This window comes from Pseudorhodoferax aquiterrae, assembly GCF_014652235.1.
GTDB classification, from domain to species: domain Bacteria; phylum Pseudomonadota; class Gammaproteobacteria; order Burkholderiales; family Burkholderiaceae_C; genus Pseudorhodoferax; species Pseudorhodoferax aquiterrae.
Genome location: NZ_BMYK01000027.1, coordinates 1 through 20,496, shown reverse-complemented (window position 1 = coordinate 20,496; position 20,496 = coordinate 1). Strand labels below are relative to the sequence as shown.

General features: G+C 69.6%; 17 protein-coding genes. 14 read left to right on the top strand and 3 right to left on the bottom strand.

What is annotated here, in order from left to right:
* Positions 1–18 precede the first annotated feature (18 nt).
* Positions 19–2,877 (top strand): ATP-binding protein, encoded by a 2,859-nt coding sequence (locus IE209_RS27380; protein WP_189690051.1) that lies wholly within the window; start codon positions 19–21, stop codon positions 2,875–2,877.
* 53 nt (positions 2,878–2,930) lie between these two features.
* Here the strand turns inward: IE209_RS27380 and IE209_RS27375 are convergent, their stop codons facing one another.
* Both IE209_RS27375 and IE209_RS27370 read right to left on the bottom strand, forming a co-directional pair.
* A complete protein-coding gene (locus IE209_RS27375) occupies positions 2,931–3,893 on the bottom strand; it encodes an alpha/beta fold hydrolase (protein WP_229883079.1) in 963 nt (320 codons plus the stop codon).
* Between the two features lie 166 nt (positions 3,894–4,059).
* Complete coding sequence (locus IE209_RS27370; protein WP_189690049.1) at positions 4,060–5,151, bottom strand: SMP-30/gluconolactonase/LRE family protein; 1,092 nt, start codon at positions 5,149–5,151, stop codon at positions 4,060–4,062.
* A gap of 159 nt (positions 5,152–5,310) precedes the next feature.
* On the opposite strand from IE209_RS27370, the gene IE209_RS27365 reads away from it, so the two are divergent.
* The 13 genes from IE209_RS27365 (at position 5,311) to ntrC (ending at position 19,613) form a co-directional block, all read left to right on the top strand.
* Positions 5,311–6,216, top strand: coding sequence for an alpha/beta fold hydrolase (locus tag IE209_RS27365; RefSeq protein WP_189690048.1), 906 nt, complete (start codon positions 5,311–5,313; stop codon positions 6,214–6,216).
* A 243-nt stretch (positions 6,217–6,459) separates the two neighbouring features.
* Positions 6,460–7,212 carry a 16S rRNA pseudouridine(516) synthase gene (locus IE209_RS27360; RefSeq protein ID WP_189690047.1) on the top strand — a complete coding sequence of 251 codons (753 nt, stop codon included), beginning with the start codon at positions 6,460–6,462 and terminating at the stop codon, positions 7,210–7,212.
* Between the two features lie 392 nt (positions 7,213–7,604).
* Positions 7,605–8,681: a glycosyltransferase family 4 protein gene (locus IE209_RS27355; protein ID WP_189690046.1), complete on the top strand. Its 1,077-nt coding sequence runs from the start codon at positions 7,605–7,607 to the stop codon at positions 8,679–8,681.
* Positions 8,682–8,794: 113 nt separating this feature from the next.
* The gene (locus tag IE209_RS27350) at positions 8,795–9,994 is read left to right on the top strand and encodes an O-antigen ligase family protein (RefSeq protein WP_189690045.1); all 1,200 of its coding nucleotides are present in this window, start codon (positions 8,795–8,797) and stop codon (positions 9,992–9,994) included.
* 136 nt (positions 9,995–10,130) lie between these two features.
* Positions 10,131–11,117 carry a YncE family protein gene (locus IE209_RS27345; protein ID WP_189690044.1) on the top strand — a complete coding sequence of 329 codons (987 nt, stop codon included), beginning with the start codon at positions 10,131–10,133 and terminating at the stop codon, positions 11,115–11,117.
* Complete coding sequence (locus IE209_RS27340) at positions 11,104–11,937, top strand: polysaccharide deacetylase family protein (protein WP_229883077.1); 834 nt, start codon at positions 11,104–11,106, stop codon at positions 11,935–11,937. Before IE209_RS27345 ends, IE209_RS27340 begins: the two co-directional genes overlap by 14 nt.
* The gene (locus IE209_RS27335) at positions 11,925–12,896 is read left to right on the top strand and encodes a sterol desaturase family protein (RefSeq protein WP_189690042.1); all 972 of its coding nucleotides are present in this window, start codon (positions 11,925–11,927) and stop codon (positions 12,894–12,896) included. Before IE209_RS27340 ends, IE209_RS27335 begins: the two co-directional genes overlap by 13 nt.
* A gap of 21 nt (positions 12,897–12,917) precedes the next feature.
* Complete coding sequence (locus tag IE209_RS27330) at positions 12,918–13,838, top strand: EI24 domain-containing protein (protein WP_145546146.1); 921 nt, start codon at positions 12,918–12,920, stop codon at positions 13,836–13,838.
* Positions 13,810–14,646, top strand: coding sequence for a competence/damage-inducible protein A (locus tag IE209_RS27325; protein WP_189690041.1), 837 nt, complete (start codon positions 13,810–13,812; stop codon positions 14,644–14,646). The genes IE209_RS27330 and IE209_RS27325 overlap by 29 nt, the downstream gene beginning before the upstream one ends.
* A gap of 216 nt (positions 14,647–14,862) precedes the next feature.
* Positions 14,863–16,278: a type I glutamate--ammonia ligase gene (gene glnA, locus IE209_RS27320; RefSeq protein WP_189690040.1), complete on the top strand. Its 1,416-nt coding sequence runs from the start codon at positions 14,863–14,865 to the stop codon at positions 16,276–16,278.
* Positions 16,279–16,436: 158 nt separating this feature from the next.
* On the top strand, positions 16,437–16,928 hold the full coding sequence (locus IE209_RS27315; protein WP_189690039.1) for a hypothetical protein: 492 nt from the start codon (positions 16,437–16,439) through the stop codon (positions 16,926–16,928).
* A 41-nt stretch (positions 16,929–16,969) separates the two neighbouring features.
* Complete coding sequence (gene glnL / locus IE209_RS27310) at positions 16,970–18,034, top strand: nitrogen regulation protein NR(II) (protein ID WP_189690103.1); 1,065 nt, start codon at positions 16,970–16,972, stop codon at positions 18,032–18,034.
* A 43-nt stretch (positions 18,035–18,077) separates the two neighbouring features.
* Positions 18,078–19,613 (top strand): nitrogen regulation protein NR(I), encoded by a 1,536-nt coding sequence (gene ntrC / locus IE209_RS27305; RefSeq protein WP_189690038.1) that lies wholly within the window; start codon positions 18,078–18,080, stop codon positions 19,611–19,613.
* Here ntrC and xth read toward each other — a convergent pair whose 3' ends face one another.
* Positions 19,614–20,387 (bottom strand): exodeoxyribonuclease III, encoded by a 774-nt coding sequence (xth, locus tag IE209_RS27300; protein ID WP_189690037.1) that lies wholly within the window; start codon positions 20,385–20,387, stop codon positions 19,614–19,616.
* Between the last annotated feature and the right edge of the window lie 109 nt (positions 20,388–20,496).

Sequence of the window (20,496 nt, the reverse complement as noted above, 5' to 3'; positions counted from 1 at the left end):
CGGCTCGCCACGCGCACCATGGCCCATCCATCCCGTCCCGCCGACGAGGCTCCCGCCGGGCGTGCCGTCCCGGCGGGCCGCGGCGCGGAGGCGGCGCCGGTGGAGTACCGCTTCGGCCCCTTCCTGCTGAGCCCGGGCCGGCGCGCGCTGCTGCAGGCAGGCGAACCGGTGCGGCTGGGCAGCCGCGCCATGGACATCCTGGTGGCGCTGGTCGAGCAGGCCGGCGAGATCGTCGGCAAGGACGCCCTGATGCGCCGCGTCTGGCCCCAGGCGGTGGTGGAAGAGGGTGCGCTGCGCGTGCACATGACGGCCCTGCGCAAGGCCCTGGGCGAGGGGCAGTCGGGCGCGCGTTTCATCACCAACGTGCCGATGCGCGGCTACTGCCTGGTGGTGCCGGTCGTGCGGCTCGCGGCCCGGCCGGAGACCCAGGGGCCGGCGCTGCAGGATGGCGCGCGTGAGCCCAGTCCGCTGCCGGCGCCGCTGACGCGTGTGATCGGCCGCGGCGAGGCCATCGCCGCCGTCTGCGCGGCCCTGGCCGAGCGCCGCCTGGTCACGCTGGTGGGCCCGGGCGGCATGGGCAAGACCACGGTGGCGCTGGCGGCCGCCGACCGGCTGCGCGCGCAGCAAGCCGACGGCGTGCGCTTCGTCGACCTCGGCGCGCTGGGCGATGGCAGCCTGATTCCCAGCGCGCTGGCGACCGCCCTGGGCGTGCCGCTGCGCACCGAGGACCCGTTGCGCGACCTGCTGGCCTGGCTGGCCGACCGCCGGCTGCTGGTGGTGCTGGACAACTGCGAGCACCTGGTGGCCGACGCGGCGCGCTTCGTCGAGACGCTGCTGGCCGGTGCACGCCAGGTGCAGGTGCTGGCCACCAGCCGCGAGCCGCTGCGGGCGCGTGGCGAATGGGTGCAGCGGCTGGGCTCGCTGCCGGCCCCGCCGCCGGACGAGGCGTTGAACTATGCGCAGTCGCTGGCCTATCCCGCCTTCGAGCTGTTCGTCGAGCGCGCCGCGGCCAGCCTGGACGGCATCAGCTTCGGCGATGCCGACGCGGCCGCCATCACCTCGGTCTGCCGGCGCCTGGACGGCATGCCGCTGGCCATCGAGCTGGTGGCCGCCCAGGTCGGCTTCTTCGGCCTGGCGGGCTTGCTGGAGAAACTGGACGACCATCTGTCCCTGCCCACGCTGGGTCTGCGCACCGCCTTGCCGCGGCACCAGACGCTGCGCGCCACGCTGGAGTGGAGCCACCAGCTGCTGTCCGCGCCGGAGCAGCGCGTGCTGCGGCGGCTGTCGGTGTTCCGCGACCGTTTCAGCCTGCAGGCTGCCGAGCGCGTAGCGCAGTCCGACGAGGAGAGCGTGGCCCGCGCCGTGATGGGCCTGGTGCACAAGTCCCTGGTGGTGGCCGACGCGTCCGACGACGGCGTGCACTACCGGCTGCTGGAGACCACGCGCAGTTACGCGCGCGAACGGCTGCAGGCCGACGACGACCACGCCGACATCGGCCGGCGCCACTGTCTGTACTGCCTGGCGGCGGTGGCCACCGCGGCTGTCGAACTGGACACGCTGCTGCCGCGGCGCTGGCGCGACCGCCACGGCCGCCTGGTGGACGACATGCGGGCCGCGCTGGCCTGGGCCTTCGGCGCGCACGGCGACGCACACCTGGGCGCGCGGCTGGTGGCCGAGTCACCGGCGCTGTGGTTCGGGCTGTGGCTGGTCAAGGAGTACCAGGGCCGGCTGGCGCTGGCGCTGCAGCGGCTGCCCCTGCAGGACAGCGGCGGCACGCTGGAGATGCAACTCTCGCTGGAGTTCGCGCAGGCCACGGTGGCGCTGCGCGGCGGCGCCCCGGAAGCCGTGCAGGCGCTGGAGCGCAGCCTGGAGATCGCGCGCGCTCTGGCCAGCCCGGGCGATGAGCTGCGCGCACTGTGGGTGCGCTACGGCACGCGCTTGCTGCGCGGCGAGTACGCCAGCGCACTGGAAGACACCGATGCCTACGGGCTGGCCGCGCAGCGTGCAGCCGATCCGCAGCTGGCCTACATCCACCACCGCATGCGGGCCGTGTGCCTGCACTTTCTGGGCCTGCAGGAGCCCGCGCAGCAGCATGCGGAGCAGGCACTGCATCCGTCGGCAGAAGCAGTGCGGTACACGCGCGGCAACGGCTACCAGTTCGAGCACCGGCCGGCTTCGCTCACGCACCTGGCGCGCATCCTGTGGTTGCGCGGGCGGCCCGATGAGGCGATGCGCCTCGCCCAGGAAGCGGTGGAGGCTGCCAAGGCCGTGGACCACGCACTCTCCCTGGCCTATGCGCTGGCGTTCGCGGCCTGTCCGGTGGCGCTGTGGTGCGGCAACGCAGTGGCGGCCAGCGCGTATGTGCAAGAGCTGGACGAATGCAGCCGTGAGCACGGCCTGGTGTTCTGGCAATCCTGGCCCAGGGTGTACCGCGCGGCGATGCAGGTGCAAGCCGGTGCGCCGCTGCCCTTCGATCCGGAACAGGCCGGTTTGCAGGCAGGCCAGCTCGACGTGCTGGCGACGCTGCATGTGGACCTGGTCGGCCCCACGGTGCTGCGCCGCGCGGCGGACGATCTGGTGCGCTGGTGCGCGCCGGAGGTGCGGCGCGCCCAGGCCTTGCGCGGCTTGGCGGCAGGCGAGCTGTCGCGTGGGCAGGCGGCCGGGATGCTGTCCGCGGCGATCGCGTTGGCGGCCAGCCAGGGGGCTTTGGCCTGGGAGCTGCGCTCGCGCACCACGGCGCTCGAACTGAAGCTGTGCACGGACGCAGCCCGCGCCCGGGCCGAGCTGGCCGAGCTGCTGGGACGCATGCAGGGCGGCACCGGCACGGCCGACGTGCGCCGTGCGCGCGCACTCGTCGGCCAGCCTGCGGCGCGCTGACCGGCGTCTGCGGCATCCGCGCCAGCGCCTGCGCACGGAGGCTGCGTGCTGCCTCACGCGCGCGCGAACGCCAGCAGGTCCGCGTTGAGCTGCTCCTTGGCCGTGTCGCCCAGGCTGTGGCTGCCGCCCTTGTAGATCTTCAGTTCCGCGCCCTTGACGAGCTTGGCCGACAGCAGGGCCGCGCCCTGGATCGGCACGATCTGGTCGTCGTCGCCGTGGATGATCAGCGTGGGCACGTCGAAGCGCTTCAAGTCCTCGGTGAAGTCGGTCTCGCTGAAGGCCTTGATGCAGTCGTAGGCGTTCTTGTGGCCGGACATCATGCCCTGTGTCCACCAGCTGCGGATCAGGCCTTCGGAGACCTTGGCGCCGGGCCGGTTGAAGTTGAAGAAGGGGCCGCTCGCGACATCGAGGAAGAACTGCGCGCGGTCGGCCAGGTAGGCCGTGCGGAAACCGTCGAAGACCTCCATCGGCAGGCCGACCGGGTTGTTGGCCGACTTCAGCATGATGGGCGGCACCGCCCCCATCAGCACGGCCTTGGCCACGCGGGCGCTGCCGTGGCGGCCGATGTAACGCGCGACCTCGCCGCCGCCCGTGGAGTGGCCCACCAGCATGGCGCCGCGGATGTCCAGCTGCGTGAACAAGGCGTGCAGGTCGTCGGCGTAGGTGTCCATCTCGTTGCCGTTCCAGGGCTGGCTGGAGCGGCCGTGGCCGCGGCGGTCGTGCGCGATGCAGCGAAAACCGTGCGAGGCCAGGTGGTACATCTGCGCTTCCCAGGCGTCGGCGCTGAGCGGCCAGCCGTGGCTGAAGCTGACGACCTTGCCGTCCTTGGGCCCCCAGTCCTTGTAGTAGATCTGGGTGCCGTCTTGGGTGGTGATGGTGCTCATGGCTTGGGTTCCTTTGGTGGAGGGGTGGGGGGATCGGGCCCGGGCCGGCAGGACCAGCGCGGCCGAGGCAGCGCCGGCCAGCAGCGCCTGGCGGCGGGAGGCGGTTGCCGTGGCGAGGGACGAGGGGGGCATGGGAGATCCTTTCGAGGAAAGCGTTGTGCGCCTGTGCATGGCACGCCGCCATGGTCGGCTGCGCCGCCTTGCGCGGCATCCCGCGTCGGAGTGGGGCTGCTGCAGCGCCTTGGTGGGGGGAGGCCGGCATTGGATGGGGTGTGCGCGCACTGCTCCTTGGAGAGAGCTACGGGCGGGCCGGCAGCCGAAAGCGCGACAGCGACCAGCGCTGGACCTCCTCTTCCCATTCGTCGCCCGTGCGGGCGGTCAGCGGCAGCGCCAGGTTGGTGACGAACATCCAGTCGCCAAGCACGGCCGTGCTGGCCGGGAACAGCAGGCCCTCGGGCGCGCCGTCGGCCGCGATGCCGAGGAATGCGCCGGCGCGCCCGCGCACGCGGCCGGCCTCGTCGAGCGCGAGCACGGTGTCGATCTGGTTGGCCACGACCCACAGCCGGCCGCCGTGGAACTGCAGGCCGTCGGCGCCGTAGAGGCCTTCGGCCAGCACCGTCAAGGGCCCATCGGGCAGGGGCAGGCGCAGCACGCGGCCGTCGCCGGCGTTGTTGATGTAGAGCACGCTTTCGTCGGCGTTCAGGGCCAGGCCGTTGGCGCCGAAGGGCAGGGCACCAGCCGTGGCCAGCAGCGGGTCGCGCAGCAGCGTGCTCACCGTGCAGGGTGCGCAGCGCGTGGCCTGGGCGATGCGGTAGATCGCGCCCTGGAACGAGTCCGACACGTAGAGGTTGCCGGCGCGGTCGAACACCATGCCGTTGATGGCCGGCAGGCCGGCCGCGCCGAAGACCACGGTGTCCTGGCTGCCGTCCGGGTTGTCGATGCGCCGCGGTGCGGGTGCTGCGGGTGCCAGGGCCTCGAAGCGCGCGACGTCCTCGACCGGCGCCGCGGCGTCGAAGTCCAGCGCGATGCGCTGCAGGCGCCCGGCGCCGAAATTCAACAGGTAGAGCTTGCCGTCCGCGACCGCCAGGCCGGTCAACGGGCTCTCGCCGAAGCTGCGCTGCGCCAGCAGCCGGCCGTCGGCGGCGTAGCGCAGCAGCTGGTTGTTGCGCGCGGATGGCGGCATGCGCGCGTCGAAGGTCCCGACGTAGAGCTGCTCCGAGGCCGGATCGGCCGCCAGGCCCTCGGGGTGGCGCACGTCGGCGGACAGCAGCACGAAACGCTCGACCTCCCAGCGCGCGACGCGCTGTGGCTCAGCTTGCGCAGCGGAGCAGGCCAGCGCGGTGGCGCAGGCCAGGAGGACGGGCAGGAATCGGGGAAGGCGAGGGTGCATGGCGGTCCTTGGCATACGGAGGAGGAGCCTTGGTTGTAGAGGCGCCACGGCATGGCGGCATCGCCGTTAGGCGGGGTCTGCAGCCAGGTCCGCAGGGGGATGGCAGCTGCGCGCGCCGGTCCGAAGATGCAGGCACTTTCAGCCACCGGAGCCTTCGCCATGCCGCTTCTTCGCCTTCCCTTGCGCCCTTGTGCTGTCTTCGCCGAGCCGGCGGCGGCCACGTCTGCCACGCACGCGCCCACCCGCACGGTGCGCGTGGGCGGCGACCTCGTCGCCTACCGTGCGCTGGGCCCGGAGGGCGGTGTGCCGCTGCTGCTGCTGAACCGTTTCCGCGGGACCATGGACCATTGGGACCCCGCGCTGCTCGCGGTGCTGGCGGCCGAGCGCCGCGTGCTGTTGTTCGACCAGCCCGGCTTCGCGCGTTCGGAAGGCACGCCGCCTGCCAGCGTGGCGGCCTTCGCGGCCAACGCCGCCGCCTTCGCGCAGGCGCTGGGCATCGCCGAGCTGGACGTGCTGGGCTTCTCCATGGGCGGTACCGTGGCGCTGCAGCTGCTGCTGGACCATCCGGCGCTGGTGCGCCGCGCCGTGGTCGCCGGCTCCGGCCCCGGCCATGTGCCAGGCCTGCCGGAAGACCCGGACGTCGGCAGCCCGGCGGTCTGGCAGGTGGCGACCAAGCCGGTCAACTCCGACGAGGATTTCCTGTTTCTGTTCTTCGAGCCCACGGCCACGAGCCAGCAGGCCGGGCGCGACTACCTGGCGCGGCTGCGCCAGCGGCCCGACGCCTTCGTGCGGCAGGTCGAGGCCGCGGCCTGGCAGGCGCAGCTGGCCTCGGCCCTCGCGCTGCAGGACCCGGCGGCCTCGCTGCTGCCGCGGCTGGGCGCGGTGCGCCAGCCGGTGCTGGTCGCCAACGGCCGGCACGACACCATGGTGGCCACCTATGCCTCCTATGCGATGGCCCAGGCCCTGCCCGACGCCACGCTGGTGCTCTACCCGGATGCGGGCCACGGCTTCCTGTTCCAGTATCCCGAGCGCTTCGGCGGGGACGTGCTGCGTTTCCTGCGCTGAGAACGTGGGAACGGCCCCTCCCACCCGAGCCCTGGCTGCGGCCTGCTTCTGGCGCCTGGGGACAGCAGCCGTCGTGGGCGCGATTCAGGGCCTGGACGGCCAGGGCGCCGGCGATCAGTACGGTGGATTCTTGCATCGGGGCCGTGCCAACTGCCGCGCTCCTAGGCCATAGGCGGGGGGGCGTGTGCCCTGCCGCTATCATCTGCGGCCGTTTTTTGCGGGCCGCGCCTGGCCCGTCCACCCATGCAGCTGCAGGACATCCTCTTTTCTCAAGGCTTCGGCACGCGGCGCGTCTGCGCCGGGCTGGTCCAGCAGGGCCATGTGGCCGTGGCGGGCGCCGATGGCGTCTTCCTGCCCTGCACCGAATCGGCCGCGGACTTCGAACCCGAAGGCCTGCGTTTTCGCGTGCAGGGCCAGGACTGGGAGTACTTCGAGAAGGCCTACGTGCTGCTGCACAAGCCGGCCGGCACCGAGTGCTCGCACAAGCCCTCGGCCTACCCCAGCGTCTACACGCTGCTGCCCGCGCCGCTGCGCCAGCGCCCGCAGAAGGGCGCACTGCAGGGCGTGCAGGCCGTCGGCCGGCTCGACCAGGACACCACCGGGCTGCTGCTGCTCAGCGACGACGGCCAGTTCCTGCACCGCATGACCTCGCCCAAGAAGCTCACGCCCAAGGTCTACGAGGTGCAGGCCAAGCATGCGCTGGATGCCAGGCAAGTCGATGCGCTGCTGCGCGGCGTGGTGCTGGACGACGACCCGCGCCCGGTGCAGGCCGCAGCGGCCGAGATCGTCGATGCCGACGGCGCCGCGCGCCACCTGCGGCTGACGCTGACCAGCGGCAAATACCACCAGGTCAAGCGCATGCTGGCCGCGGTGGGCAACCGCGTCGAAGGCCTGCACCGTTCGCGCATCGGCGCTTTGGCCCTGCCCGCCGACCTGGCGCCCGGCCAATGGCGCTGGCTGCGCGCCGCGGACTTGGCGGCCCTGACGGCTGGGTGACAGACGGCGGCGCTACACGCAGCGACGCCTTGCATGCGGCGCACCCTAGGCGATCGGAAACTCCTGCATAGACATGCTGACAGTGCCGACATGCCTTGCGCATGTCGCGGCGGTGCTGGGTTCCAGGTGGGCGAACGTTTCTCAGGCCATGGCAGAGCAAAACGCGCTGCCGCTATCATCGGCGGCCCACTTTTTACCGGCTTGTCGCGGAGGTCTCTGACCCAGCGTTCACCCATGCAGTTGCAGGACGATCTGTTTTCCCCAGGCCACGTGGATGTGGCGCACACGGAAGTGGAAGTTTCGCTTCGCATCGGCGCCGCCCTGGCCCCCCTGTCTGCGGGCCTCCGCTCTGGTGAGCGTAGGCACCGGTTCTCTTTCCCGCGGGTCATGGCATGAGGCTGGGCATCGCTTGCCACCGCTTTGGCTACGGTGGCGGCATGGAGCGTTACACCGTCGACCTGGTGAAGGGTTTGCGTGAGTTGGGCCTGCAACCGGTCGTTTTCGCCCGGGATTTCGACACGGCGATTCCCGAGTACAGCTGGATCGAGCCGGTGCGTATTCCCGTATGGGCGCTACCGGGCAAGTTGCGGGACCATTACGTCTCGGCACGCATGCGGGCGTTGAAGGCACGCTACCGCATCGACCTGCTGATCGGTTGCAGCCGCACCGTGATCTCGGACATCGCCATTTGCGGCGGCACCCATCTGGGCCACCTTCGGCATTCGGGCCGTCCTGCCACCCGTTGGGACCGATGGCAGGTCGCACTGGAACGCCAGCACTACGCGAACGCGCATCTGGTGTTGGCACACTCGGAAATGATGGCGCGTGAGTTGCGCGACTTCTACGACGTGTCCGCCGAACGGCTCCGGGTTTTGTATCCGCCTGTGGATCCTGTAATGTTTTGCCCCGTGGACGCCCGTCGCCGTGCCGAACTGCGGTGCGCCTTGGGCATCGCTGCGGGCACGACGGCATTTCTCTTTCCCTCGACTAGCCATGAGCGCAAGGGCTATCCATTGCTTGAGCGCTCCTTTGCCGCCCATCCATCGCCGGTCGTGCTGCTCGTGGCGGGCCGGCCCGTCGACGCGCGCTCTGACCGCATCCGATATATGGGCTATCGGCAGGACATTCAGGATTGCTACCGCGCCGCAGATTTCACGATCCTGGCATCCAGCTACGAGCCGTTTGGACTGGTCGGACCGGAGTCTGTCTTGTGCGGCACGCCTGCCGTCTTGCCGAGCGGGATCGGCAGTACCGAAGCGTTGTCACCACAGGCCTGCCTGACCTTTGATGCCAGTCATCCCGAATCCCTGACCGATGCCATTGGCCGAGCAGTTCGGCGTGCTGCTCAGCCGGATGCACGCTTGGCCGATCCTCTCGCGCACCTGTGCTATTCGCCTCGTGTGCGAACGCATGTCGAAGATCTCTTGGCGTTCTCGGTCAGCCTGCGCCGCGCATTGCCAGCCCCATGATGCGGGTGTCGAACGCGACCATGCCGCTTCCCGGTCCGCTCCTAGGGCTGGCTGCCTGCGCAACTGCCTTGCTTCCGGCCTCGACTTTGGTGCTGCGCGGCAGTGCCAACCGCTTGCTGTTCCTGCTGTTGGTTCTGGCGCTGGTGGGCGCGCTGTGGCGGTGGCGGCGAGCTTCTGCGCCGCTGCCCGGCGGCGTTCGCTGGTGGCCAATTTGCGTCGGCCTGGCCTTGCCTCTGGTGGCCGCCGGCCTCAGCACGCTGGCGGTGGCCCTGCGCGAGCCGCAGGTGTTGCAGGACCTGAAAGAGTTGGACACGCCACTTCGACTGGCGTTGCTGGCACCCATCCTCTGGTTGCTTCGCCAGGTGCCAGCCCGCTGGCTCAAGCTCTTCGAGTGGGGATGCGTGGCAGGCGCTGTGGCCGCTGCAGTCATCCTGACGCACCGGTTTGCCGTGTCCGAGGAGATACGGCCGAACCAAATCCTCTTCACCAATCTGCTGCCATTCAGCGGCATTGCCATGTTGTTGGGGTTGTTTTCCTTGATCTCGATCGGTTGGTCTGATCCGGCAACGCGTGCCGGACGCGCTGCTGTGGTCGCCAAGATGATCGGTGCCATCGCAGGACTCTATGTCCTGCTGTTGTCTGGCGCGCGTGGTAGCTGGCTCGCGCTGGCGCTGTTGATGCCCCTCCTGTATTGGCTCGCGCCGTTGCGCTCGCGCACCAAGCTGGCCGGAATCGGGCTGCTGCTGGCGACGCTCGTTCTGGCTTACCACTTCAGCGGGCATGTTCGCGAGCGCATCGATTCTGCGTACACCGAGGTGATCGAGTATCGAGCGGGCCACGGCCTGGACAGTTCGGTTGGCAATCGCCTCCAGCTCTGGACTGCTGCTTGGGTGGTGTTCCAGTCCAATCCCATCCTGGGGGTCAGCCGCCAGCACTATGGCCAGGCCATGGTCGAGATGGCGCGCAAGGGATGGATCACGCCGACTGCAACAGGCTACCGCCATTCGCACAACGAATTCCTGTTCAATCTCGCAACACTGGGCATCGTCGGTGGAGTCGCGATCCTTGCTGTGTGGCTGGTGCCCGCTTGGTACTTCTTTAAAGCCATGCGTCACGGGGCAAAAGACCAACGCATTGCAGGACTGATGGGCCTGCTGCTGGCCTTGGGCTTTTTGGGCGTCGGCCTGACCGAGGTCATGTTCGCAACGTCCATGGTCGCGGCGTTCTACTGCGTGATGACAGCGCTGTTGCTCGCCCTGGCCTACCCGCCGCACGGGGGCATTGCGGCGGGCGGGGCTGGTAGAGCGCCATGAACTGGCCACACGTTCTGTGCTTCCTATGGTGACACCCTGGCTTTTCATGCGCTGGCTGCGTACCGCGGACCTGGCGGCCTTGACGGCTGGCTGACAGACGGCGGCGCTACACTGCGCGCTCCGTGCAAAGGGTGTCGTGAAATCCTCGTTTCTGTTTCGGCTCGGCGCCGCGCTGCTCGCGCTGGCCGTGCTGTCTCCGTTGGCGGCCCGGGCGCAGCGCGCTCCGGTCTTCGTGCTGAACTCCCTGGACGCCTCCGTCAGCGTGATCGACCCGGTCAGCTGGCAGGAAACGCGCCGCATCGCCACCGGCAAGGAGCCGCACCACCTGTACATGACGCCGGACGAGAAGTCGGTGATCGTCGCCAACGCGCTGAGCGATTCGCTGACCTTCATCGACCCGCGCACGGCCGAGGTGCAGAAGGTGGTGCCGGGCATCGTCGACCCCTACCATCTGCGCTTCTCGCCCGACATGAAGTGGCTGGTGATCGCCGCCAACCGGCTCAACCACGTCGACCTGTACCGCTGGAACGGCCAGGACCTGCAGCTGGCGCGCCGCCTGTCCACCGGCAAGACGCCCAGCCACATCTGGATCGACGCGCGCAGCACCACGGCCTACGTCTCGGTGCAGGACAGCGACGAGCTGATCGCCGTGGACCTGGCCACCCAGCAGATCCGCTGGCAGGTGCCCACCGGCAAGATGCCGGCCGACGTGTTCGGCACGCCGGACGGCAAGAGCCTGCTGGTCGGCCTGACCGGTGCCGACGGCGTGCAGGTGTTCGACATTTCGGGCAAGGAACCCCGCGCCGCCAAATTGATCAAGACAGGCAACGGTGCCCATGCCTTCCGCAGTGCGGGCGACGGGCGCCACGTCTTCGTCAGCAACCGTGTCGCCAACACCATCAGCAAGATCGACCTGCAGACCCTGGAGGCCGTGGCCAGCTTTGCCGCGCCCGGCGGGCCGGACTGCATGGACCTGTCGGCCGACGGCCGGCTGCTGTACTTCACCTCGCGCTGGGCGCGCAAGCTCAGCGTGCTCGATCTGCAGACCGGCAAGCTCGTGCAGCAGGTCAAGGTCGGCCGTTCGCCGCATGGCGTCTGGACCCTGGACCATGCCACGCGCTGAGCGTGGCCTGTTCTTGCGCAAGGCCATCGCGGCCGCCGTCGCGCTGGTCCTGAGCGGCCAAGCTGCGGCCAACTGCACGCGGCCGGTCTACCTCACGCTGGACACCGGCCACATGGGCGTGGCCCCGCTGATCGCCGACGTGCTCAAGCGCCAGGACGTGCGCGTGACCTTCTTCGCCGCCAACGAGGCCACGCAGCAGGGCGACGGCAGCCTGGGCGACGACTGGGCCGCCTGGTGGCGCGCACGCGCGCAGGAAGGCCATGCCTTCGCCTCGCACACCTACGACCATGTCTACTGGAGCGCCGACGTGCCGCCCGGCCGCGACGGCACGGCGCGCTTTCGCATCCGCGCCTCGGCCGGCCCGCAGATCGGCCAGACCCGGCTGTTCACGGCTGCCCAGTACTGCGAGGAAATCGGCCGCGCCGCGCGCCGGCTCGAGGAGCTCACGGGCCAGCCGCCGCTGCCGCTGTTCCGCGCGCCGGGCGGGCGCACCTCGCCGACGCTGCTGTCGGTGGCGCGCGGCTGCGGCTATGCCCATGTGGGCTGGGCGCCGGCCGGCTTCCTGGGCGACGAGTTGCCCAGCGAGCGCTATTCCAACGCCGAGCTGCTGGCCAAGGCGCTGCGCGACATCAGGCCGGGCCAGATCCTCGTGGCCCACCTGGGCATCTGGTCGCGCAAGGACCCCTGGGCCCCTGCCGTGCTGGAGCCGCTGATCGAGGGCCTCAAGGCCAAGGGCATGTGCTTCGCGACGCTGCGCGAGCACCCCGACTACCAGCGCTGGATCGCCGCGCACAGGGACGACCCGCCATGGAGTCGCTGACCGACCTGTTCGGCACGGCCCAGCAGTGGCTGTTCGAGTCGCTGGTGCAGCCCGCGGTGTTCGCCATCGGCCTGGGCGGTTGGCTGGAGGACGCGTTCACGGCCACCGGCTGGTTGCTGGTCGGCCTGCTGCAGATCGCCGCCATGCTGCTCGTGATCGGCCCCCTGCAGCGCTGGCGGCCCGTGGAGCCGGTGACCGACCGCGCCGCCATCCGCACCGACATCCTCTACACGCTGGTGCACCGGCTGGGGCTGTTCCGCCTGGCGCTGTTCTTCACGCTCGAGCCCTGGATGGACGATGTGTTCGGCTGGCTGCGCGTGCAGGGCCTGTCGACCTGGCACCTGGACGGGCTGTGGCCCGGCGTGACGGACGTGGCCTGGGTCAGCTTCGTGCTCTACCTCCTGGTGTTCGACTTCGCCGACTACTGCATCCACCGCGGCCAGCACCGCTTCCAGTGGTGGTGGAGCCTGCATGCGCTGCACCATTCGCAGCGGCAGATGACCATGTGGAGCGACAACCGCAACCACCTGCTGGACGACGTGCTGCGCGACGCCATCCTGGTCGTCCTGGCGCAGCTGATCGGTGTGGGGCCGGGCCAGTTCGTCGCCATCGTAGCGCTCACGCAGCTGTCCGAGAACTTCCACCACGCCAACCTGCGGCTGTGGTTCGGCCGCTGGGGCGAGCGGCTGTGGGTCAGCCCGCGCTTCCACCGCCGGCACCACAGCATCGGCATCGGGCACGAGTCGCAGCAGCAGCCCAGGCGCCTGGGCGGCGTCAATTTCGGCGTGCTGCTGCCCTGGTGGGACATGCTGTTCCGCACGGCCGACTTCGCGCTGCGCTACGACCCAACCGGCATCCGCGACCAGGTCGAGCCCGGCGCGCGCGGCCTGCGCGACTACGGCCGCGGCTTCTGGCGCCAGCAATGGCTGGGCGTGCTGCGCCTGGTCGGGCGGGCCTGAGCAGCGGGGTATCCTCCAGCCATGCGTCTGCTCATGGATTCCTTCTGGCGCGCGGCGGCGTACTGCCTGCATCCGCGCGTCATCGCCCTGTCGGTCCTGCCCCTGGTGCTGATGGCGGTGCTCTCGCTGGGCCTGGGTTACTTCTTCTGGGAGCCGGCCGTGGCCTGGATGCGCGCCTGGCTGCACGGCTGGCCGCTGTTCGGCACCGTCATGGGCTGGCTGCAGGGCCTGGGCTTCGGCGGCGTGCAGGCGGCCGTGGCGCCGTTGCTGCTGATCGCGCTGGTCACGCCGCTCGTGGTGGTGCTCTCGCTGCTGCTGGTCGCGGGACTGGTCACGCCCTCGGTGGTCGCGCTGGTCGGCGACCGGCGCTTCCCGCGGCTGGAAAAGCGCCGCGGCGGCTCCTTCCTCGGCAGCCTGTTCGGCGCGCTGTGGGCCACCGTGGCCGCGCTGGTGGTGCTGGTGCTGTCGATCCCGCTGTGGCTGATCCCGCCGCTGGTGCTGGTGCTGCCGCCACTGATCTGGGGCTGGCTGACCTACCGCGTGATGTCCTACGACGTGCTGGCCGAGCACGCCAGCAAGGCGGAGCGCACGGAACTCATGCGCGAACACCGCTTCACGCTGCTGACGCTGGGCGTGCTGACCGGCTACCTGGGCGCCGCGCCCGCGCTGGTCTGGGCCTGGGGCGCGCTGACGGTGGTGCTGGCCCCGGTGCTGGTGCCGGTCTCGGTCTGGCTCTACACGCTGGTGTTCGCCTTCTCCGCCCTGTGGTTCACGCATTACGCGCTGGCCGCGCTCGAAGCCATGCGGGCCAAGGCCGCCAGCGTGCAGGTCGCCCCGGCCGATGCCGCCTGGCCAGCGCCCAGCGCGGTGCTGGTGGAGCAGGGCGACGCCGATTCCTCTTCTTCCCGTCCCTATGCCCCCACGCCACTCCCCCCTCCCTGAGACGCTGCCGACAGCGGTCGGCCTGGTCATCGTCGGCGACGAGATCCTCTCGGGCAAGCGCGCCGACAAGCACATGGCCAAGGTCATCGAACTGCTGTCTGCGCGCGGCATGCAACTGGCCTACGCCGACTATGTGGGCGATGCGCCCGAGCGCATCACGGCCACCCTGGCGCGCGCCTTCGCTTCGGGCGACCTGGTGTTCTCCTGCGGCGGCATCGGCGCCACGCCGGACGACCACACGCGGCAGTGCGCCGGTGCCGCGCTGGGCCGCCCGCTCGTGCTGCATCCCGAGGCCGCGGCGCTGATCCGCGAGCGCATGCAGGACGTCGCGCGCGAACAGGGCCTGCCCTACGAGCCGGACCGGCCGGACAACCAGCACCGGCTCAACATGGGCGTGTTCCCCGAGGGCGCGGCCATCATCCCCAACCCCTACAACAAGATCGCCGGCTTCAGCCTGGGCCATGTGCACTTCGTGCCGGGCTTTCCGGTCATGGCCTGGCCCATGATCGAGTGGGTGCTGGACACGCACTACGCGGGGTTGCACCGGCGCGCGGCGTGGGTCGAGCGCTCGGTCGTCGTCTACGGCGCCATGGAATCGGCCCTGGTGCCGCTCATGGAGCGCATTGAGCGTAGCCATGCCGGCGTCAAGGTGTTCAGTCTGCCCAGCGTCGACCACCCCGAGCACGGCCGCCACATCGAACTCGGTGTGAAAGGCGATCCGGCGGCCGCGGCGCCGGCCTATGCCGAGTTGCTGCAGGCCTTGCAGGACCAGGCCCTGCCGCTCGGCCCTGAATTGGTGCGCTCGTAGGCACCAAATTGGAGATTGATTCATTTCGCACCAGAAGCGTGCATAACAACCGGTTTGGCGCACGTGCGCTGTAGGATGTAGGCCCGTCGCGGCGGGCCTTTCGCGCACGGGTCCGCGCAGATCGGCCGGTTTTGGTGCGCACCCATTTGGCACGGAACCTGCATCCGAGTCCCCCGTCTTATCCGTAGACCCCAAACCAACCCCAGGAGCTTTTTGATGGCCAAGACCGTCGCAGACGTGATGAAAATGGTGAAGGAGAACGAAGTCAAGTTCGTCGACTTCCGCTTCACCGACACCCGTGGCAAGGAGCAGCACGTGACCGTGCCGGTGTCCCACTTCGACGAAGACAAGTTCACGTCGGGCCATGCATTCGACGGTTCCTCGGTCGCCGGTTGGAAGGGCATCGAAGCCTCCGACATGCAGCTCATGCCCGATCCGAGCACCGCGAACATCGACCCCTTCTTCGAAGAGACCACGCTGTTCCTGCAGTGCGATGTGATCGAGCCGGGCGACGGCAAGGCCTATGACCGCGACCCGCGTTCCATCGCCAAGCGCGCCGAAGCCTACCTGAAGGCCTCCGGCCTGGGCGACACCGCCTACTTCGGACCGGAACCCGAGTTCTTCATCTTCGACGGCGTGCGCTGGAGCAACGAGCCCGGCCGCGTGTTCAGCGAGATCGAGGAGTACGAAGCCCCCTGGAACAGCGGCGCCAAGCTGGAAGGCGGCAACCGCGGCCACCGTCCCACCGTCAAGGGCGGCTACTTCCCGGTGCCCCCGGTCGACAGCACGCAGGACATGCGCGCCGAGATGGTCCTGATCCTGGAAAGCCTGGGCATCCCGGTCGAGGTGTTCCACCACGAAGTGGCGGGCGCCGGCCAGAACGAGATCGGCACCAAGTTCTCCACGCTGGTCGAACGTGCCGACTGGACCCAGGTGCTGAAGTACGTGGTCTGGAACGTGGCCAACACCTACGGCAAGACCGCCACCTTCATGCCCAAGCCCTATGCCGGCGACAACGGCTCGGGCATGCACGTGCACCAGTCCATCTGGAAGGACGGCAAGAACCTGTTCGCCGGTGACGGCTATGCCGGCCTGTCGGACTTCGCGCTGTTCTACATCGGCGGCATCATCAAGCACGCCCGCGCGCTGAACGCCATCACCAACCCCGGCACCAACAGCTACAAGCGCCTGGTCCCCGGCTTCGAAGCCCCGGTCAAGCTGGCCTACTCGGCCCGCAACCGCTCGGCCTCGATCCGCATCCCCTACGTGGCGAACCCCAAGGGCCGCCGCATCGAGGCGCGTTTCCCCGATCCGTCCGCCAACCCCTATCTGGCCTTCTCGGCCCTGATGATGGCCGGCCTGGACGGTGTGGAAAACAAGATCCACCCGGGCGAAGCCGCCACCAAGGACCTGTACCACCTGCCGCCGGAAGAGGACAAGCTGGTCCCCACCGTCTGCCACAGCCTGGACCAGGCCCTGGAGTACCTGGACAAGGACCGTGCCTTCCTGACGAAGGGCGGCGTGTTCACCGACTCCATGCTGGACGCCTACATCGAACTCAAGATGACCGAAGTGACGCGCTTCCGCATGGCGCCGCACCCGGTCGAGTTCGACATGTACTACTCGCTGTAAGCCGCATGCCGGTCCGCCGCAACTTGTGGCGGCCGGCGCGGTCACAGCAAAGGACGGCCCCGGCCGTCCTTTTTTCATGGAGCGTGCCGCCGGGAAGGATCAAAGGCGCGCGCTACCATGCGCTGCGACCGACCCGAAGGACCCTCTTGATCCGACGCATGAAGACTGCCACCGTTCTTGCCCTGTGTTCCGCCATGCTCGCGCCCGCCGCCTGGGCCCAGGTCTACCGCTGCGGCAACGAGTACACCAACAACATCCGCGACGTGCGCGAGGCGCAGCAGCGCGGCTGCAAGCTCGTGGAAGGCGGCAACGTGACGGTCATCGAAGGCCCCAAGCCGCGTCCTGGCGCCACCGCCGGCCCCGTCCGCGCGCCGGCTGCCGCCGCGCCGCGCAGCGAGGACAGCGCGCAGCGCACGCGCGATGCCGAGGCGCGCCGCATCCTCGAGGCCGAACTCAAGAAGGCCGAGGCGCGCCAGGCCGAACTGCTCAAGGAATACAACAACGGCGAGCCCGAGAAGATGGGCATCGAGAGCCGCAACCACCAGCGCTACCTGGACCGCGTGGCCGAGATGAAGGCCGCCATCGCCCGCAACGACAGCGACATCGCCGGCATCAAGCGCGAGATCGCGCGCCTGCCGGCCGCCCAATGAGCCCCACCAGCCCCCCCGGCAAGACCCGGCCCGTGCGGCCCATGTCGCCCGCGACGAGTTCGCGCTTCCACGCCTTCGACCTGCTGGCCACGCTGGTCACGGTGCTGCGGGCCGACGGCACGGTGCTGTTCGCCAACGCCGCGCTCGAGGACGCCCTGGGCTTTTCGCGCCGCACGATCGAGGGCTCGTCCTTCGCCGACTTCTTCACCGAGCCGCACCTCGTGCAGAACGCGCTGGACGGGGCGCAGAGCAACGAGTTCGCCGCGCTGCGCTACGACGCCTTCCTCAAGCGCGCCACCTACGACCCGCTGCCGGTGCACGTGATCGTGGCGCCGGCCGAGGAGCCGGGCGAGATCATCATCGAGCTGCTGCCGCTGGAGCAGCAGGCGCGCCAGGACCGCGAGGAGCGCCTGATCGACCAGGCCCAGGCCAACAAGGAGCTGATCCGCAACCTCGCGCACGAGATCAAGAACCCGCTGGGGGGCATCCGCGGCGCGGCGCAGCTGCTGGAGATGGAGATCGACTCGCGCGACCTCATCGAGTACACGCAGGTCATCATCCACGAGGCCGATCGGCTGCAAAGCCTCGTGGACCGGCTGCTGGCGCCGCACCGGCGTCCGCACGTGGTGGGCGACGTGAACATCCACGAGGTCTGCGAGCGCGTGCGCTCGCTGATCGTGGCCGAGTTCCCGCGCGGCCTGAAGGTCGTGCGCGACTACGACACCTCCATCCCCGAATTCCGCGGCGACCGCGAGCAGCTGATCCAGGCCCTGCTCAACATCACGCACAACGCGGCCCAGGCGCTGGCCGAACGCGTGGCCGCGGGCGATGCCGAGATCACCTTGCGCACGCGCGTCGCGCGGCAGGTTACCTTTGGTAAGCAGCGCTATCGACTGGCACTGGAATTGCATGTCATCGACAACGGACCGGGGGTCCCGGAGTCGATCAAGAGCCGCATCTTCTACCCGCTGGTGTCGGGCAGGGATGGGGGATCGGGACTGGGGCTCACGCTCGCGCAGACCTTCGTGCAACAGCACCATGGACTGATCGAATGCGAGAGCGTTCCTGGCCGAACCGATTTCAAGCTATTGATCCCGCTGCCCTGAGCAACCGCTCGCGGCTTCCGAGGCGGGCCGACCCGAGGTGACGATGAAGCCGATCTGGATAGTAGACGACGACCAATCCATCCGCTTCGTGCTGGAGAAAGCGCTGCTGCGCGAGAACCTGCCCACGCGCAGTTTCACGAATCCACGCGAAGTGCTGGCCGCCCTGGAGGGTGCCGGCGACGAGGACGGGCCGCAGATCCTGGTCAGCGACATCCGCATGCCCGGGGGGTCGGGCCTGGATCTGCTGGGCAAGGTCAAGGAGCTGCATCCCGGCCTGCCGGTCATCATCATGACCGCCTTCTCCGACCTGGACAGCGCCGTCTCGGCCTTCCAGGGCGGCGCCTTCGAATACCTGCCCAAGCCCTTCGACCTGCCCAAGGCGGTGGAACTGATCCGCCGCGCGGTGGAGGAAAGCCAGCGCGAGGAAGTGTCGGAAGAGCGCATGGCGGCCGCGCCCGAGATGCTGGGTCAGGCGCCGGCCATGCAGGACGTGTTCCGCGCCATCGGCCGGCTCAGCCAGAGCAACGTGACGGTCATGATCACGGGCGAGTCGGGCTCGGGCAAGGAGCTCGTGGCGCGCGCGCTGCACAAGCACTCGCCGCGCGCCAACGGTCCCTTCGTCGCGATCAACACCGCCGCCATCCCCAAGGACCTGCTGGAGTCCGAACTCTTCGGCCACGAGCGCGGCGCCTTCACGGGCGCGCAGACCATGCGGCGCGGGCGCTTCGAGCAGGCCGAGGGTGGCACGCTGTTCCTCGACGAAATCGGCGACATGCCGTTCGACCTGCAGACGCGGCTGCTGCGCGTGCTGTCCGACGGCCACTTCTACCGCGTGGGCGGGCACAACGCCGTGAAGGCCCATGTGCGCGTGATCGCCGCCACGCACCAGGACCTGGAGCAGCGTGTGCGCGAAGGCGTGTTCCGCGAGGACCTGTTCCACCGCCTCAACGTGATCCGCTTGCGCCTGCCGCCGCTGCGCGAGCGCAAGGAGGACGTGCCCATGCTCACGCGGCACTTCCTGCAGCAAAGCGCCGCGCAGCTGGGCGTGGAGCCCAAGCGCATCTCCGATGCCGCGCTGGCCCAGCTCGGCCTGTTCAACTTTCCCGGCAACGTGCGCCAGCTCGAGAACGTGTGCCACTGGCTCACGGTGATGGCGCCGGCCCAGGTCATCGAGGCCAAGGATCTGCCGCCGGAGGTGCTGACCGTGGCCGTCAATGCGGCAGCCCAGCCGCCGGCGGCGGTGCCGCGGCCGCTGGCCGGCTACGAGCCGCAGGACCCCGTGGCCGGCAGCCCGGTGCCCGAGGCGTTCGTGCCGGGCGAGCCGGCGCCCGTGGCGGACGTGCTGGTGCCGCCGGGCGGGGCAGCGGCCGCCTGGGAGCGCGGCCTGGAGGCCGAGGCGCTGGAGCTGCTGGCGGCCGACCGCCACGACGTGTGGGACGTGCTCACGCGGCGCTTCGAGTCCAAGCTGATTCTGACCGCGTTGAACAACACGCGCGGCCGCCGCATCGAGGCCGCGCAGAAGCTCGGCATCGGGCGCAACACCATCACGCGCAAGATCCAGGAACTGGGCCTGGAGTGATCAGAGTTCCAGGACCACGGGCGCGTGGTCGCTGGGCTTTTCCCACTTGCGCGGCACCCGGTCGATCACGCAGCCCAAGACCTGCGGCTTGAGCGCCGCGCTCACGAGGATGTGGTCGATGCGCAGGCCGCGGTTCTTCTGGTAGCCCAGCATGCGGTAGTCCCACCAGCTGAAGCTCTTGGGCGGCTGCTCGAACATGCGGAAGCTGTCGGTGAGGCCCAGGTCCAGCAGCGCCCGGAAGTGCGCGCGCTCCTGTTCGGTGTGGTGGATGGTGCCGGCCAGGCCCACGGGGTCGTAGCTGTCCTGGTCCTCGGGCGCGATGTTGAAGTCGCCCAGCAGCACCAGCTGCGGATGGGCGGCCAGCTCGGCGCGCAGATAGGCCTGCAGGCCGTTGAGCCAGTTCATCTTGTAGACGAACTTCTCGGAGTCGGGCGCCTGGCCGTTGACGAAGTAGCCGTTGACCACGCGCAGCGGCCCGCTGGGCCCGTCCACCGTGGCCGCGATCACGCGCGCATGCTCGTCGTCGAAGCCCACGATGTTCTTGACGACCTCGCGCGCCGGCTGGCGCGATAGGATGGCCACGCCGTTGTAGGTCTTCTGGCCGAAGACCGCCGCCTCATAGCCCGCCTCGCGCAGCGCGTCCAGCGGGAACTTGTCGTCGGTCATCTTCAGTTCCTGCAGGCACAGCACGTCCACGGGGTTAGCGGCCAGCCAGCGCAGCACGTGGTCCAGGCGGGCGGTGAGGGAGTTGACGTTCCAGGTGGCGATCTTCATGACCGCGAGCCTATCACCGCGGCGACGCCCGCCAGCGCGGCGTGCGCAGCGCTGCTAACCCGGATCTTTCGTGAAGAAGGGGTCGGCAGCCTCGTGCCGAGGCGCGTTG

Bases quoted from the DNA above. Each gene is read 5' to 3' on its own strand.
- IE209_RS27380 (WP_189690051.1), top strand. From the start codon at position 19: ATGGCCCATCCATCCCGTCCCGCCGACGAGGCTCCCGCCGGGCGTGCC.
- IE209_RS27375 (WP_229883079.1), bottom strand. From the start codon at position 3,893: ATGCCCCCCTCGTCCCTCGCCACGGCAACCGCCTCCCGCCGCCAGGCG.
- IE209_RS27370 (WP_189690049.1), bottom strand. From the start codon at position 5,151: ATGCACCCTCGCCTTCCCCGATTCCTGCCCGTCCTCCTGGCCTGCGCC.
- IE209_RS27365 (WP_189690048.1), top strand. From the start codon at position 5,311: ATGCCGCTTCTTCGCCTTCCCTTGCGCCCTTGTGCTGTCTTCGCCGAG.
- IE209_RS27360 (WP_189690047.1), top strand. From the start codon at position 6,460: ATGCAGCTGCAGGACATCCTCTTTTCTCAAGGCTTCGGCACGCGGCGC.
- IE209_RS27355 (WP_189690046.1), top strand. From the start codon at position 7,605: ATGAGGCTGGGCATCGCTTGCCACCGCTTTGGCTACGGTGGCGGCATG.
- IE209_RS27340 (WP_229883077.1), top strand. From the start codon at position 11,104: ATGCCACGCGCTGAGCGTGGCCTGTTCTTGCGCAAGGCCATCGCGGCC.
- IE209_RS27335 (WP_189690042.1), top strand. From the start codon at position 11,925: ATGGAGTCGCTGACCGACCTGTTCGGCACGGCCCAGCAGTGGCTGTTC.
- IE209_RS27330 (WP_145546146.1), top strand. From the start codon at position 12,918: ATGCGTCTGCTCATGGATTCCTTCTGGCGCGCGGCGGCGTACTGCCTG.
- IE209_RS27325 (WP_189690041.1), top strand. From the start codon at position 13,810: ATGCCCCCACGCCACTCCCCCCTCCCTGAGACGCTGCCGACAGCGGTC.
- glnA (WP_189690040.1), top strand. From the start codon at position 14,863: ATGGCCAAGACCGTCGCAGACGTGATGAAAATGGTGAAGGAGAACGAA.
- IE209_RS27315 (WP_189690039.1), top strand. From the start codon at position 16,437: ATGAAGACTGCCACCGTTCTTGCCCTGTGTTCCGCCATGCTCGCGCCC.
- glnL (WP_189690103.1), top strand. From the start codon at position 16,970: ATGTCGCCCGCGACGAGTTCGCGCTTCCACGCCTTCGACCTGCTGGCC.
- ntrC (WP_189690038.1), top strand. From the start codon at position 18,078: ATGAAGCCGATCTGGATAGTAGACGACGACCAATCCATCCGCTTCGTG.
- xth (WP_189690037.1), bottom strand. From the start codon at position 20,387: ATGAAGATCGCCACCTGGAACGTCAACTCCCTCACCGCCCGCCTGGAC.